Annotated in this window: 10 protein-coding genes; 5 read left to right on the forward strand and 5 right to left on the reverse strand. The window is 65.7% G+C overall.

What is annotated here, in order from left to right; all coding sequences use genetic code 11:
- Nucleotides 1-11: 11 nt before the first annotated feature.
- Nucleotides 12-1,202, reverse strand: coding sequence for a hypothetical protein (locus C7I55_RS05160; RefSeq protein ID WP_146150928.1), 1,191 nt, complete (start codon nt 1,200-1,202; stop codon nt 12-14).
- Nucleotides 1,203-1,290: 88 nt separating this feature from the next.
- On the opposite strand from C7I55_RS05160, the gene C7I55_RS28030 reads away from it, so the two are divergent.
- Nucleotides 1,291-1,473: a hypothetical protein gene (locus C7I55_RS28030; protein WP_106511852.1), complete on the forward strand. Its 183-nt coding sequence runs from the start codon at nt 1,291-1,293 to the stop codon at nt 1,471-1,473.
- A 36-nt stretch (nt 1,474-1,509) separates the two neighbouring features.
- Entirely contained in the window at nt 1,510-1,758 is a 249-nt protein-coding gene (locus C7I55_RS05170; RefSeq protein ID WP_106511853.1) for a lysozyme inhibitor LprI family protein, read from the forward strand.
- Nucleotides 1,759-1,777: 19 nt separating this feature from the next.
- Here C7I55_RS05170 and C7I55_RS05175 read toward each other — a convergent pair whose 3' ends face one another.
- Together C7I55_RS05175 and C7I55_RS05180 are read right to left on the reverse strand one after the other, a co-directional pair.
- Nucleotides 1,778-2,569 (reverse strand): tetratricopeptide repeat protein, encoded by a 792-nt coding sequence (locus tag C7I55_RS05175; RefSeq protein ID WP_199192731.1) that lies wholly within the window; start codon nt 2,567-2,569, stop codon nt 1,778-1,780.
- A complete protein-coding gene (locus C7I55_RS05180) occupies nt 2,566-3,303 on the reverse strand; it encodes an alpha/beta fold hydrolase (RefSeq protein ID WP_106511854.1) in 738 nt (245 codons plus the stop codon). The genes C7I55_RS05175 and C7I55_RS05180 overlap by 4 nt, the downstream gene beginning before the upstream one ends.
- Nucleotides 3,304-3,409: 106 nt before the next feature.
- On the opposite strand from C7I55_RS05180, the gene thrS reads away from it, so the two are divergent.
- From thrS to C7I55_RS05195, 3 genes are all read left to right on the forward strand, one after another.
- A complete protein-coding gene (gene thrS / locus C7I55_RS05185; RefSeq protein ID WP_106511855.1) occupies nt 3,410-5,416 on the forward strand; it encodes a threonine--tRNA ligase in 2,007 nt (668 codons plus the stop codon).
- A 163-nt stretch (nt 5,417-5,579) separates the two neighbouring features.
- On the forward strand, nt 5,580-6,110 hold the full coding sequence (gene infC / locus C7I55_RS05190; protein WP_106511856.1) for a translation initiation factor IF-3: 531 nt from the start codon (nt 5,580-5,582) through the stop codon (nt 6,108-6,110).
- Between the two features lie 333 nt (nt 6,111-6,443).
- Nucleotides 6,444-9,269 (forward strand): TonB-dependent receptor, encoded by a 2,826-nt coding sequence (locus tag C7I55_RS05195; protein ID WP_106511857.1) that lies wholly within the window; start codon nt 6,444-6,446, stop codon nt 9,267-9,269.
- A 92-nt stretch (nt 9,270-9,361) separates the two neighbouring features.
- Here C7I55_RS05195 and C7I55_RS05200 read toward each other — a convergent pair whose 3' ends face one another.
- A complete protein-coding gene (locus C7I55_RS05200; protein ID WP_106511858.1) occupies nt 9,362-12,121 on the reverse strand; it encodes a [protein-PII] uridylyltransferase in 2,760 nt (919 codons plus the stop codon).
- Nucleotides 12,121-14,691 (reverse strand): DNA mismatch repair protein MutS, encoded by a 2,571-nt coding sequence (gene mutS / locus C7I55_RS05205; RefSeq protein WP_106512423.1) that lies wholly within the window; start codon nt 14,689-14,691, stop codon nt 12,121-12,123. The genes C7I55_RS05200 and mutS overlap by 1 nt, the downstream gene beginning before the upstream one ends.
- Nucleotides 14,692-14,738 lie beyond the last annotated feature (47 nt).

Genomic DNA, 14,738 nt, shown 5'->3' on the forward strand with positions numbered 1-14,738 from the left:
CTATGCCGAGCCTACGCTGCGCCCCAGCGCCGCAGCCCCGCCTCCCACCGATTTGCGTCCACCGGACGTTCAACGCGGTCGATGAGTTCGGCAAACGTGAACGACGGATCCTGCACCGCGAAGACCTGGTTGGCATAGTGGAACCCGAACCACGTCAGCGCATCGTCCCGGTTCGGGGTGCGCGCGGTGCCGGTAGCCAGCGCGTCGAGAAAGCCTGACGGCTCCCGGTAGACGTTCATCCAATCGGCACTGGCGAATTTCGAAAGGCGCAGGATTGGCTTGCCGAAGAACAGAGCATAGCCGAGCGACTTCGAGTCGCACATGATCATCCCGTCGCAATGCTGAACGAGAGCGCTTGTCGCACCGCCCGGTCCTGACCCGCCCACCCGCACGATCCGAGCCCGATCTCCGACCACCGACAACGCTGGCTCGATTGGTATCTCGGGTCGGTCCATCGCACGCGAGCTGCTCACGTTCAGCGGGTGTTGGGTCAACGCCAACACGGCGTCATCATCAATCATTTCTGCGAGATCGAGAATGAGTTGAGCATTATGCGGCGTGAGCCTGTGCACCTCGTTCAGGAAGTTCGATTGTCCTTCGTAATCGAGCGGGACGGCAATGATGCGTCGGTCTTCTGGCAGCCCGGTTGCGGCAAGATACTCGGCGCGGCTTAAAGCGTCGCGTGAATGCCGCCTCTCCAGCCCCTGCCAAATGGGTCGAATCATTTCCCGCAGGCGAAGATGATCGCCAGCGCGGAGAGCCGGAAGTGCGCCTCGATCGAAGATCCCGGGGCCATCGAGCGTGATCCGCCCACCTGCCGTGTAGGGGCCAGCCTCGAACGGTGGGATTGCAGCCTCCATTAAAAATTTCACTTTGCCCGGGAATGACATCGGCGTGGTGACGTCTGCAGATCGGCAAAAGCAGTAATCCGGTGCGATGGACTTCGCGAAGTCAATCAGCGATTCCGGCGAGCTCGGTTTCGTTCGGAGCGACGGGTGGTCGTCACCGTCAAGGACATGCCAATGGACATTCGGCAGATCGATGCACTGGGCGAGCTGATGTTCGCTGAGGCCGGTACCTTTCCAGGGAAGAGGTATGGCGACGTGAACCTCTGCCTCCGGCGAGACGAGGCGCAGCAGGTGTTTGACGACGTCATCGAAGAACCAATCGGTCATCAAGGGCAGATAAAACAGCACTCTCACGCGGTGTCTCCATCAGTCCGACCAGTTCGTCGCCTTTCCTTATAGGATCATTCCAAGACACTGAACGTGACGCCACTGAGTATGCCGGATGACGGGGCTTGGGCGTGGTCCGGGCGCGGCTCAATGCGGCCTCCTGGAACGCGATGCCGGCGATGTGGAAGTAATAGCGGGCAGCACGATGCTGATGACCGTCTACGCCAACGCGACCGCCGACAGTCTGGTGGCATGGACGACCGAGAAGCGGATCGCGCTGCTCGAGACAGCTCGATAACGAATCGCCGTGTGATTAGATGCGAGGCTTGTCGCTTTGCTGCTGCGCGGCGGTGGGGGCCGGGCCCCCGTTTGCCGCCAGCGCCGCCGCGGCGGCCTTCCCTGCCTCCGAGTTCGGTCCGGCGCGGTCACCCGCACCGGCATTCGTGACGCCCAGCGCGCATGGCTGCGCTATCGCGACGCCTTCCTCGCGTTCGCCAAAGTGAAGTTCCCGGCCGTGGCGTCCGACAGCCTTGCGGCATGGCTGACCGACAAGCGCACGGAGATGCTCGAAACGCCGGAGTAAGCGATTTCCGTCCGGCAGCTCAGGCGCGAGGTTTGTCGGTGGCTTCCGGTGCCGGCGTACCGGGAGAGCTTTCGCTATTGGCGGCGATCGCCGCCGCCGCGGCCTTGCCGGCGTCGGACTCGGGTGCCGCGCGCATCGCCCGCGCGAACAGTCCCTGCGCCGCCTCCGGCTCGCCCGAGACGCCCGCTATATTGCCGGCTTCAAGCAGGATCGGCGCTTCGCCCGGGGCGAGCTCGACCGCCTTGGCGATATCCTTCTGCGCGCGCGGCAGATCGTTCTGGCGCCGGGCCAGAGCGGCGGAGAGATACCAGGCGAACGGATCGGCGGGGACCAGTTGCAGGCTCTTGTCGATGTCGACGCGGGCGCCGGCAGGATCACCGGCTTGCACGGCGGCACGGGCACGATCGAGATGGACCTCGCCGCGCAGCTCGGAGGTGAGGGTCGGGCTGGCGAGCGCCGCGTCCAGCGCCTTGCGGGCATTGGCGCCTTGGCCGGCCGCGAGCCAGGCATTGCCGGCCTGTGACCAGAAGTCGGCGCTGCGCAGATCCTTGGTCGATTCGGCTTCCCGTGCGGCGGCTTCCAGCGTCGTGGCGGCCGCCTCCCAGCGGCCGGCGTTCGAGTAAGCGAGGCCAAGGCACGCGCGCGCATCGAGGCCGCCGCCGCGGATCCGCCACTGATCGGCGGCGGCGATCGCCTGTTCCGGCGATTGCTTGACAAGCGCGGTGCATTCTTCGGCCGTCTTGGGCGCGGCGGGGGCTGCCGGCCCCGTCGGAGCAGCGGCCGCAGCGAGAGCGAGGAGGATCGGAGTCACAGTCTCTCCAGGAGCGTTTTCACCGTCGCGATCAGCAGGGCGATGTCGTCCGGCCGCGACAGGCGATGATCGCCGCCCTTGACGACATGCGCCTGCACGTCGGCTGAACGGAGCCGCTCCATCAGCTGGAGCGACAGGCGCCACGGCACGTCCGCATCCGCAGTGCCGTGGAGGAGCCGCACCGGGCAATCGACCGGCACTTCGGACCCGAGCAGCTTCAGCGCCTCGCCGCTTTCCCAGAAGATCCGCGTGGTCAGGTACGGAGCCTCGGAATAGGAGGACACTTCCTCGATCCGCCCCTGTGTGCGGAGCTCCTCCTTTTGCGCATCGGTAAAGCCCCAGTCGGTGAAATCCGGTGCCGCGGCGATGCCGACCAGCGCCTTCACCTGCTCGGGCCGTGCGAGTGCGGCGAGCAGCATCAGCCAGCCGCCCATCGACGAGCCGACCAGCACCACCGGACCGCTTGCGACCTCGTCGATCATCGCCAGCACGTCGTCGCGCCAGTCGGCGAGGGCCTGATCCTCGAACGCGCCGCGGCTCATCCCGCAGCCTGCATAATCGAAGCGCAGCATTGCGCGCCCGTCCGTCTCCGCCCAGGCGTCGAGCGCGGTCGCCTTGCTCCCCTCCATGTCGGACATGTAGCCGGGCAGGAAGACGAGCGTCGGGCCGCGTCCGGGGCGATGGCGGAAAGCGAGACGGCGGCCGCGCGCGTCGAGATGGCGAAGTTCGGTCATGCCGGCCGCTCTAGCGCAGCCGCCGCCTCCGCCGGAAGCGCGCGTGTCCGGAAATCGCACCCCGGGGCTGGAGGAAGCGAAGCGGGAACGCTACATGCACGCCGTTATGACCAAGCCTTTCCAGATCCGCCTGCCCGATGGTTCCGTTCGCGAGGTCGAGCCGGGAACTACGCCGGCCGATATCGCCGCTGCGATCGGCCCGGGCCTCGCCAAGGCCGCGCTCGCGGCGCGGGTGAACGGCGAGCTGCGCGACTTGACCCGTCCGATCGAGGGTGACGCCGAGCTCGCGCTCGTCACGGCGCGCGACGAGAAGGACGCGCTCGAGCTCGTCCGTCACGATTATGCGCACGTCCTCGCGGAGGCCGTGCAAAATCTGTTCCCGGGCACCCAGATCACCTTCGGTCCCGCAACCGAAGACGGCTTCTATTACGATTTCGCGCCGTCTCCGGAGCGCGGGCCGTTCACCGACGAGGATCTGCCGGCGATCGAGGCGGAGATGCGCCGGGTCATCTCCCAGGACGCGCCGCTGGTGCGCGAAGTGTGGACTCGCGACGAGGTCCGCGCCTTCTTCGAGAAGACGGGCGAGCGCTTCAAGGCCGAATGGGTCATGGAGCTTCCGGAGCACGAGACGATCACCATGTATCGCTCGGGCGAGTGGGTCGATCTTTGCCGCGGTCCGCACCTTGCATCGACCGGCAAGCTCGATCCCAATGCATTCAAGCTGACGCGGGTGTCCGGCGCCTATTGGCGCGGCGACCAGAAAAACGCGATGCTGTCGCGTATCTACGGCACCGGCTGGCTCAACAAGAAGCAGCTCGATTCGCATCTCGTCCGGCTGGAGGAAGCGGCCAAGCGCGACCATCGCCGCATCGGCGCGGAAATGGACCTGTTCCATCTCCAGTCCGAAGCGCAAGGCTCCGTCTTTTGGCACCCGAACGGCTATATCGTCTGGCGGGCGCTGGAAGCCTATATGCGCCGCCGCCTGGACGCGACCGGCTATCGCGAGGTCCGGACTCCGCAGCTGATGGATGCGCGCCAGTGGGAGCAATCCGGTCACTGGGGCAAGTATCGCGAGAACATGTTCGTCGTGCCGGACGAGATTCCCAGCACCGACGACGAGGCGCCGATCCTCTCCGGCGATGCCGATCTGATGGCGCTGAAGCCGATGAACTGCCCGGCGCACGTGCTCATCTTCCGGCAGGGGATCAAATCCTATCGCGATCTGCCGATCCGCATGGCCGAGTTCGGCTGCTGTCATCGCAACGAGCCGCATGGCGCCCTGCACGGCATCATGCGCGTCCGCCAGTTCACCCAGGACGATGCGCACATCTTCTGCCGCGAAGACCAGCTGATCGACGAGATCCGCGAGTTCTGCGACCTGCTCGACAGCGTGTATCGCGATCTCGGCTTCGACAATTATGCGATCAAGCTGGCGCTTCGGCCCGATCAGCGCTTCGGCTCCGATGCGGACTGGGACAAGGCCGAGCAGATCCTGCGCGAAGCGGTCCACGCCGCCGGGCGGGACACCGAGGATTATGGCTGGGAAGAGCTTCCGGGCGAGGGCGCCTTCTACGCGCCGAAGCTGGAATTCCACCTGCGCGATGCGATCGGTCGTACCTGGCAGGTCGGCACCATCCAGGCGGATACGGTGCTGCCGGAGCGGCTCGACGCCTCCTACGTGGGCGAGGACGGCCAGCGCCATCGCCCGGTGATGCTTCACCGCGCGATCCTCGGCACGTTCGAACGGTTCATCGGCATCCTCATCGAGCATCATGCCGGCCGTTTCCCGGCCTGGCTCGCGCCGGTGCAGGCGGTGGTCGCGACGATCGTTTCCGACGCGGACGATTATGCCGAAGAGGTCGTGCGCACCCTGCGAGCGGCCGGAATCCGCGCCGAGGCCGATCTGCGCAACGAGAAGATCAACTACAAGGTCCGCGAACACAGCCTCAAGAAGGTCCCGAACCTGCTCGTCATCGGCAAGCGCGAGGCGGAAGAACGGACGGTCGCCTTGCGTCCGCTTGGCGTCGATGCGCGGCAGGAGGTGGTTTCGCTGGACGCCGTGGTCGCCCGGCTGGTCGCCGAAGCGACGCCGCCCGATCTTCGCCCGAACTGAACGTTCGCAGGCGCCGTTCGCGCGCGGCGGGGCAATGTTGCCCTGCCGCGACGGTGCGAAAAAATGACGCGGCCGGTCGCCGCCCCACCTTTCAATCGGGGGCGGGATTGACTACCTGTGCCCCTGAATAGGTCTAGATGGAGATATTGCTATACGTCCGCCAATGATGAGGCGCCCTGTCGCCCCGCCGATGAACGGCCCTCGCTTCAACGAATTCATCTCCGTGCCGCGCGTGCGCGTGATCGATGAGAATGGCGAGAATCTCGGCGTAATGCTCACCGCCGAAGCGATGGAGCAGGCTGCGGAAGTCGGCCTCGACCTGGTCGAGGTCTCGCCGGGCGCCGATCCGCCCGTGTGCAAATTCCTGGACGTGGGCAAGTTCAAGTACGAAGCCCAGAAAAAGGCGAATCTCGCCCGCAAGTCGCAGAAGACGCAGGAGATCAAGGAGATCAAGATGCGTCCGAACATCGACGATCACGATTACGACACCAAGATGAAGAAGGTCGTCGACTTCATCAAGGAAGGCGACAAGGTGAAGATCACCCTGCGCTTCCGCGGTCGCGAGCTCGCCCATGGCCAGCTCGGCATGCAGCTTCTCCACCGGGTGCAGGAAGGCGTGGCGGAGATCGCCAAGGTCGAGCAGCATCCGCGCATGGAAGGCCGGCAGATGCTGATGGTGCTCTCGCCGCGCTGATTCGCTGCCGTTCGATCAGGGTGGCCCGTGAATGGCGTGCCTCCTGTGTCGCGATGAGGCAGTTGAAGCCTTAATCCGGCGCAATTCGGGACAGAACGCCGCTCCTTGGGATTTGCCCGCGCAAATCGTCAAGGGGCGGCGTTTCGCATCTGCTGAGGATGCCGTAGCGGAAGCGTTTCTGCAGCGTTTCGTTCCGCAACCATTATTGTTGCGCAAACGCCATGAATTCATCGAAATCGGCAGAAAAGCGCGGTTTCCCGCTTCTCCACGAGCCCATCTTTCACTAGCCTCCAAAAAAAACAGACAAAAAGTCGTTTTGAGGGAGGATGCACTATGTCGAAGTCCTTTTGGCTGATGTCGGCCGGGATTGCCGCAATGACGGCCGCGCCCGCTTACGCGCAGGACAACACACCCGAGGGTCAGGGTCCGGATGCCGCAACTGCGGCCAGTGGCGCGGTCCAGCAGGGAAGTCCAAATCAAGGTGCCGCGGACGATGACGGCGGACAGTCCGGCAACGAAATCATCATCACCGCGAACCGGCGGGCCAGTCCGCTGTCCGACGTACCGATCGCAGTAAGCGCGGTGACGGCGGAAAGCCTCCAGAATTCGGGCGCGACCGACATCCGCTCGCTCAATCAGCTGGCGCCGTCGCTGCTCGTGTCCTCCACCGGCACTGAGGCCAACGGCTCTGCCCGTATCCGCGGCATCGGCACGGTCGGCGACAATCCGGGCCTTGAAAGCTCGGTCGCGGTGTTCATCGACGGCGTCTATCGCAGCCGCACGGGTGTCGGCCTGAACGAGCTCGGCGAGATCGAGCGGGTCGAGGTGCTGCGCGGACCGCAGGGCACCTTGTTCGGCCGCAACGCCTCCGCGGGCCTTATCAACATCGTCTCGAAGAAGCCGGCCTTTGAATTCGGCGGCGGCGGCGAGGTCACCTACGGCAATTACGATCTGTGGCGGTTCGCCGGCGGCATCACCGGACCGATCACCGACACCCTGGCCTTTCGCCTCGACGGCGTCGCGGTTCAGCGCGACGGATTCTATCGCAACATCACGCAAGGGGGCGACAGCGAGAGCCGGGTCAACGACCGCGATCGCTATTTCGTTCGCGGACAATTGCTCTTCCAGCCGAGCGAGGATCTCAGCTTCCGTTTGATCGGCGATTATACCCACCGCAAGGAAAGCTGCTGCGCCGCGGTGTACGTCGCCACCAAGGAGTCGGTCGATCCGACCCTCGCCACCAATGCGGGCGGCTTCAACACCGACGGCGCTTTCGTGCTCAGCCCGACCAACCGGATCGTCGATGTGCTGCGCAGCCTCGGCGGAGTGGTCAGCTATCCGCCCGCCGATCCTTACGAGCGCGAATTCACGCTTTCGCCGAACCGGACGTTCCGCAACACCACCAAGGATTGGGGTGTCTCGGGCGAGCTCAATTACGATTTCGGCGGTGCCACGCTGACCTCGATCAGCGCCTACCGCTATTACAAGTCCGGCGGCGCCGGAGACGTCGATTATTCGAACGTCGATCTCACCTACCGCGACGACGATGGCCTCGCCTATCGCCGCTTCAAGACCTTCACCCAGGAGCTGCGCCTGCAGGGCGCGGCGTTCAACGACAAGCTCGACTGGCTGATTGGCGGCTATTACGCGAACGAGAAATTGCAGGTCTCCGACAACCTGAAGTTCGGATCTCAATATGGCGCATTCGCCTCCTGCCGCATCGTCGCGACGATCAATCCCAACCCGGTGCTCCGCGATCCGACCCGGTCCGGCTGCCTCAGCCCGACCGGTCGTGCCGTGCTCGCAGGTCCCGGAGCCCTGGGCCCGATCGGCGCCCCGATCATCTTCTCGGGCTTGGAACGGCTTTCGACGCTCAACAACCTCGGCGATCAGCGCGCCATCTACAATCAGGCGAGCGAGAATTGGGCGCTGTTCACCCACAACATCTTCAACATCACGGACACGCTCAGTCTCACCCTCGGTGCTCGGTACACCCACGAGCGCAAGGAGTTCGACGCGAACTTCAACAACAACAATAATGTCTGCCCCGCACAGCAAGCCGCGCTCTCGCCGTTGTTGGCAAATCCGGCGCTGGCGGGGTTGCGTGATCTGATCGGCGGCATCATCACCCTCACCTGCACGGGCAATTCGAGTTCGAGCCTCAACAGCCTCGCACTCGAGGACGAGTTCAGCGAGAGCGAATGGACCGGCACCGCAGTGCTGTCGTGGAAGCCGACGCCGCGGCTGATGACCTATGCCAGCTACTCGAAGGGCTACAAGGCCGGCGGCTACAATCTCGATCGATCGGATCTCGGCGGAATCAACGGCGTCTTCGGACCCCGCAGCAACGCCGATGCGCCGGGCCTTCGCTTCGAGCCGGAGAAGGTCGACGCTTTCGAACTCGGCGCCAAGTTCAATCTCCGCAAGTTCAACCTGAACGTCGCCGCCTTCCGGCAGGAGTTCAAGACGTTCCAGCTCAACACGTTCAACGGCTCGATCTTCATCGTCCAGAACATTGCGTCCTGCTCGGATGATCTGAACGGTGCGGACTTCGACAACAGCCCGACGACCGGCGCCTGCGCCGGCAAGACCAAGGCGGGCGTCATCTCGCAGGGCGTCGAGCTCGAGGCATCCCTGTTCCCGGCGCCCGATCTCGCGATCACCGCCGGCTATACCTATGCCGATACGCATTATAAGCGGAACCTGGTCGGCAGCTCGAGCGGCGAGGCGCTCAGCAACGCGCTCTTCCTGCTACCGGGAAGCCAGCTCTCGAACGCACCGAAGAATGTGGTGACCGCCTCGCTGGCCTACACGCCCGACATCGGCACGAGCGGTCTGTCCGGCCTCTTCTATGTCGACACGCGCATGACGTCGGACTTCAACACCGGCTCCGATCTGTTCCCCGAAAAGGCGCAGGACGGTTTCACCGTGGTCAATGCTCGCATCGGCATTCGCGGGCCGGGACAGCGCTGGGCGCTGGAATTCTGGGGCCAGAACATCTTCAACATCGATTACCAGCAGGTCGCCTTCAACACGCCGTTCCAGGGCGCTGGCAGCATTGCCCAGACCCAGGCGTTCGGCTCGGTCGGCAACCAGCTCTTCTCGTCCTTCCTGGCCGAACCGCGCACCTACGGCGTGACCGGCCGCTTCAAGTTCTGATCGGTGGTCTCGGCCGGGCGCGAGGCCGGCCGATCCGCTCACCAGGGGAAGGGCTCTCGGCATCCGCCGGGAGCCCTTTTCCTATTGGTTGCTCACGCCGCCTTCTGCCCCGCCGTGGGCTCGGACGCGGCCTTGAGCAGGCGCTCCTGGAGCGCCTTGAGCTTGGGCGGCGACGTAATCTTCTCGCGTGAAGCGTCGGTCAGGTAGAAGACGTCGACCGCGCGCTCGCCATAGGTGGCAATGTGGGCGGAATGGACGACGATCTTCATGTCGTAAAGCGCGCGGGCAAGGCCGCTCAGCAGCGCCGCGCGGTCGCGCGCATTGATCTCGACCACGGTGTAGCGGCTCGACGCATTGTTATCGATGAACACTTCGGGATGGACGGTGAACGCCTCCGCGCGGGGCAGCGGCAGCGCCCTGGATTCGAGCCGCTCCATCGGGATTTCGGCGCCTTCGACGGCGCGGAGCACTTTCTCCTCGAGCCGCTTGAGCTGGTGACGGTCGGCATAAGGGCCGCCGCCCGCATCCTGGACCAGGAAATTGTCGATCGCCATGCCGTCATTGGTGGTGTGGATGCGCGCGTCGATGATGTTGCCGGCGGCCATGCTGATCGCGCCGGTGAGCCGGAAGAACAGGCCGCGGCGGTCGGGGGCGTAGACTGAAACGAGGGTTGCCCCGCGCTCGGTTTGAACCGAGGTCGCGATCGGCCGCTCGGCACCGGGCGCGCGATCGCAGGCGTCCATCAGCCGCGCATTGCGCTCGATCACGTCGATCGGCTCGGCCAGCCAGTAACTTCCGGGCAGCCGCCAGACGAGCCGTTCGAACCGGCTCTCGTCCCATTTCAGGCGCGCGGCAAGGTCGCTCTGGATCGTCTCGATCCGCTCCTTGCGGCCGGTCTCCTTGTGGCCGAGACGGAGCACTTCCTCTGCCGAATTGAACAATTCCTGCAGCAGCTGCCGCTTCCAGCTGTTCCACACGCCCGGGCCGACCGCGCGGATATCGACGATGGTGAGGATCAGCAGCAATCGCAGTCGCTCCAAGCTTTTCACATGGGCTGCGAAATCCTGGATCGTCTTGGGATCTGACAGGTCGCGCTTGAACGCGGTCGCCGACATCTGGAGGTGCCAGCGTACCAGCCAAGCGACGGCGTCGGTTTCGGCGTCGGTTAGTCCGAAGCGCGGACACAGGGTCTCTGCGATCTCGGCGCCGAGGATCGAATGGTCCCCGCCACGGCCCTTGGCGATGTCGTGGAGCAGCACCGCAACGTAGAGCACCCGCCGCGACGTGATCGATCTGAATATCGATGTCGCCAGCGGATGATCCGTCTTGAGCTCGCCCCGCTCGATCCGCGCCAGCAGTCCGATCGCGCGGATGGTATGCTCGTCGACCGTATAATGATGGTACATGTCGAACTGCATCTGCGCGACGACGCGGCCGAATTCGGGAACGAAGCGGCCGAACACGCCGGCCTCGTTCATCCATCGAAGCACCGTCTCGGGATCGCGCGGCGAGCTCAGCACGTCGAGGAACAGCGCATTGGCGCGTGGATCGGCGCGTACGTCGCGGTCGATCAGCTTGGCATCGCGCGCGGCAGCGCGCATGGCCAGCGGGTGGATCTCCAGCCCGTCGCGATCGGCGAGCGCGAAGATCTGCAGCAGGCGGACCGGATCCTGGTGGAAGAAATCGTCGTTGGGCAGCGCCAGGCGGCCGCGCTCGAGCACGAAGCCTTCCAGCTTGCGTCGTCGCCGGGTGAGCGCCGGAAATCCGAAGCGCATGCCGCGGCGGGCGAATTTCTCGTCGAGATGGGCGAGGAACACCCCGGTAAGGTCGCCGACCATTTTTGCATGCAGGAAATAGTGGCGCATGAACCGCTCGACCGGAAACGTCCCCGGTCGCTGCGCATAGTTCATGCGGGTCGCAATCTCGCGCTGATAGTCGAAGGTCAGCCGCTCCTCGGCGCGGTTGGTGACGAGGTGGAGGTGGCATCGCACCGCCCACAGGAAGCGCTCGGCACGCTGGAACTGGCGCAATTCGTCGGGCGTGAGCAGTCCGACCTCGACCAGTTCGGCTACGCTGCCGACCTTGTAGGCATATTTGCCGATCCAGAAGAGCGTGTGGAGATCGCGGAGGCCACCTTTGCCTTCCTTGACGTTGGGTTCGACGACATAGCGGCTGTCGCCCATCCGCTCGTGGCGCGCATTGCGCTCCTGCAGCTTCTCGGTGACGAACTGGCGGACGGTACCGGCGACCACCTCCTTGTGGAAGCGCTGCTCGCATTCGGCGTAGAGCCGCTCGTCGCCCCACAGATAGCGCGCCTCAAGCAGCGCGGTGCGGACCGTATGGTCGGCGATCGCGACGGCGATCATCTCGCTGACCGACCGGCTGGAATGGCCGACCTTGAGGCCGAGATCCCAGAGCAGATAAAGCATCGATTCGATGACCTGCTCGGTCCAGGGCGTCGGCTTCCACGGAGTCACGAATGCGATGTCGACGTCCGAATGCAGCGCCATCTCGCCGCGCCCATAGCCGCCGACCGCCATCAGCAGCAGCCGCTCGGATTCGGTCGGGTTGTGCAGCGGGTAAAGGCTCGTGACGATGAAGTCATAGGCCAGACGCAGCAGCTGATCGGTGAGAAAGGCGTAAGCGGCGGCGGTCTCGGTGCCCTGCCACGGCCGTTCCGCAAAGCGCCGGGCGATCTCGGCGCGACCGGCATGCATCGCCTCCTTGAGCAACCGCGTGGCGGCTAGGCGCCGCGCCGCGTCGTCGCCCTCGATCGTAGCCAGCCGATCGGCGAGGTCGCGCCGGTCGATGATCGCCTTCTTGGCGGGAACGAGGGCGAAGCGCGTCCCCATCAGCCGGCTTCGGCGGCGATCCGCTTCAAGCGGTAGATGAGGTCGAGGGCTTCGCGCGGGCTCAGCGCGTCCACGTCGATGTCGTCCAGCGCGGCATGGACCGGATCGACGCTCTCTTCCTCCGCCTGCGCCGCCGCCGCGAACAGCGGCAGATCGTCGAGCCCGGCAGCGATGCCGCCGGTCGCCGCCCGCCCTGCTTCGAGCTTCGCGAGCACCGATTTGGCGCGCGCGAGCACCGGGCCGGGCAGCCCGGCGAGCTTGGCGACGGCGAGGCCATAACTCCGATCGGCCGGACCGCGGCCGAGCTCGTGCAACAGTACGAGATCGCCCTTCCATTCGCGGGCGCGGACATGGTGGAGCGAAAGCGCGTCGAGCCGCTCGGCGAGCCGGGTGAGCTCGTGATAATGGGTGGCGAACAGGCACCGGCAGCGATTGCGGTCGTGGATCGCCTCGACCACGGCCCAGGCGATCGCAAGACCGTCATAGGTGGATGTGCCGCGGCCGACTTCGTCGAGGATGACGAAGCTGCGTTCGGTCGCTTGCGAGAGGATCGCTGCGGTCTCGACCATCTCGACCATGAAGGTGGAGCGGCCTCGCGCGAGATTGTCGGACGCGCCGACGCGGCTGAACAGGCGATCGACGAGACCGAGCGTCGCGCGCGTTGCGGGGACGTAGGCGCCGGCCTGGGCGAGCACCGCGATCAGCGCATTCTGGCGCAGGAAGGTCGATTTGCCGCCCATGTTCGGGCCGGTGACGAGCCACAGCCGCTCCTGTTCCGAAAGGCCGCAATCGTTGGCGACGAAGCGCCCGCCGGACGCGCGCACCGCATCCTCGACCACGGGGTGGCGGCCGCCTTCGATCTCGAAGCAATTGTGGCCGACGAAATGCGGCCGCGACCAGCCGCCCTCGACGGCGCGCTCGGCAAGCCCCGCCGAGACGTCGAGCCGGGCGAGTGCATCGGCGGCGGCGGCGATCGCCTCCGAGCGGTGCAGCGCCTCGCCGATCAGAGTCTCGAGATGCGCCGCCTCGGCGGCAAGCGCGTGGGCGCCGGCCTGACCTACTCGCATCGCATGCTCGTGCAGGTCGGGCGCGTTGAAGCGCACCGCCCCCGCCATGGTCTGCCGGTGGGTGAAGCCGGAATCGGCCGCCATCAAAGCGTCGGCATGTTTGGCCGGCACTTCGATATGATAGCCGAGCACGCCATTGTGTCGGATCTTGAGTGCCGCCACCCCGGTCCGCTGGCGGTAATCGGCCTCCAGCAAGGCGATCGCCCGCCGGCCTTCGCCGCCCGTGGCGCGAAGCGTGTCGAGCGCGGCGTCATAGCCTTCGGCGATATAGCCGCCCTGCGCCGCATCGATCGGCGGCGACGGCACGAGGGCGCGGGAGAGCAGATCGACGAGTTCGCCATGGCCGGTCAGCGTCGGCAGCAAGGCCGAGAGAAGATCCGGCTGATCGGGTATGGCGGCAAGCCTGGCGTGGAGCCGGCGCGCTTCGCCGAGGCCGTCGCGAAGTTGGCCAAGGTCGCGCGGACAGCCGCGGCCCGCGACCAGCCGTCCGAGAGCACGGCCGATGTCCGGCAGCGCCTTGAGCTGGCGGCGGACGAGATCGCGGGTGCCGGCATCGCGTTCGAACAGGGTGACGAGATCGAGGCGCGCTTCGATCAGCGTTCGATCGAGCAAGGGTGCACCGATATCGGACGCGAGCAGCCGGGCGCCGGCGCCGGTCACCGTGCGATCGACGGCGTGGAGCAGGCTGCCCGGGCGACCGCCGGATGTGGCGACGGTCAGCTCGAGGCTCTCGCGCGTTGCCGCGTCGATCATCATGTGATCGCCCGAGGCGCGCACCACCGGCGGCCGCAGGAACGCCACGGAGTCGCGTGCGACCTCATCGAGATAGGTCAGCAGCCCTCCGGCGGCGCAAAGCGCCGGCCGGTCGAAGCTGCCGAAGCCGTCGAGGGTCAGGACGTCAAAGCGATCTTTGAGCCGCTTCTCCGCGGCCATGCTGTCGAAGCCGGCGCGCCGCTCCTGCGTTTCGACGCCGGAAATCGGCTCTGGTGCGATGATTTCGGCCGCCGCAAGCCGGGCAAGCTCGGCATCGAGCGATGCGGCAGGGATCGAGCCGAGCTCGAACCGCCCGGTGGAGATGTCCGCCGCGGCGATGCCGTAGCGCTCGCCCGCCTTGGCGACGGCGACGAGCCAATTGGCGGCGCGCGAATCGAGCAGGGCTTCCTCGGTCAGCGTGCCGGCGGTGACGACGCGCACGATGGCGCGGTTGACCACCGACTTGGATCCACGCTTCTTCGCCTCGGCCGGGCTCTCGGTCTGCTCGGCGATCGCGACCCGGTGTCCGCCTTTGATCAGCCGCGCGAGATAGGTTTCCGCGGCATGGATCGGCACGCCGCACATCGGGATCGGCTCGCCGAGATGCTCGCCGCGCGACGTCAACGCGATGTCGAGGCACTGAGCCGCCGCCTTGGCATCGTCGAAGAACAATTCGAAGAAGTCGCCCATCCGGTAGAAGAGCAGACAGTCCGTCGCGTCCGCCTTCAGCGCCAGATATTGCGCCATCATCGGAGTCGGGGCGGCGGCGCTGCGCTCGCTTGCCGGAGTTTCCGTCT

The organism is Allosphingosinicella deserti, from assembly GCF_003012735.1.
In the GTDB taxonomy this organism is placed as follows: Bacteria; Pseudomonadota; Alphaproteobacteria; order Sphingomonadales; family Sphingomonadaceae; genus Allosphingosinicella; species Allosphingosinicella deserti.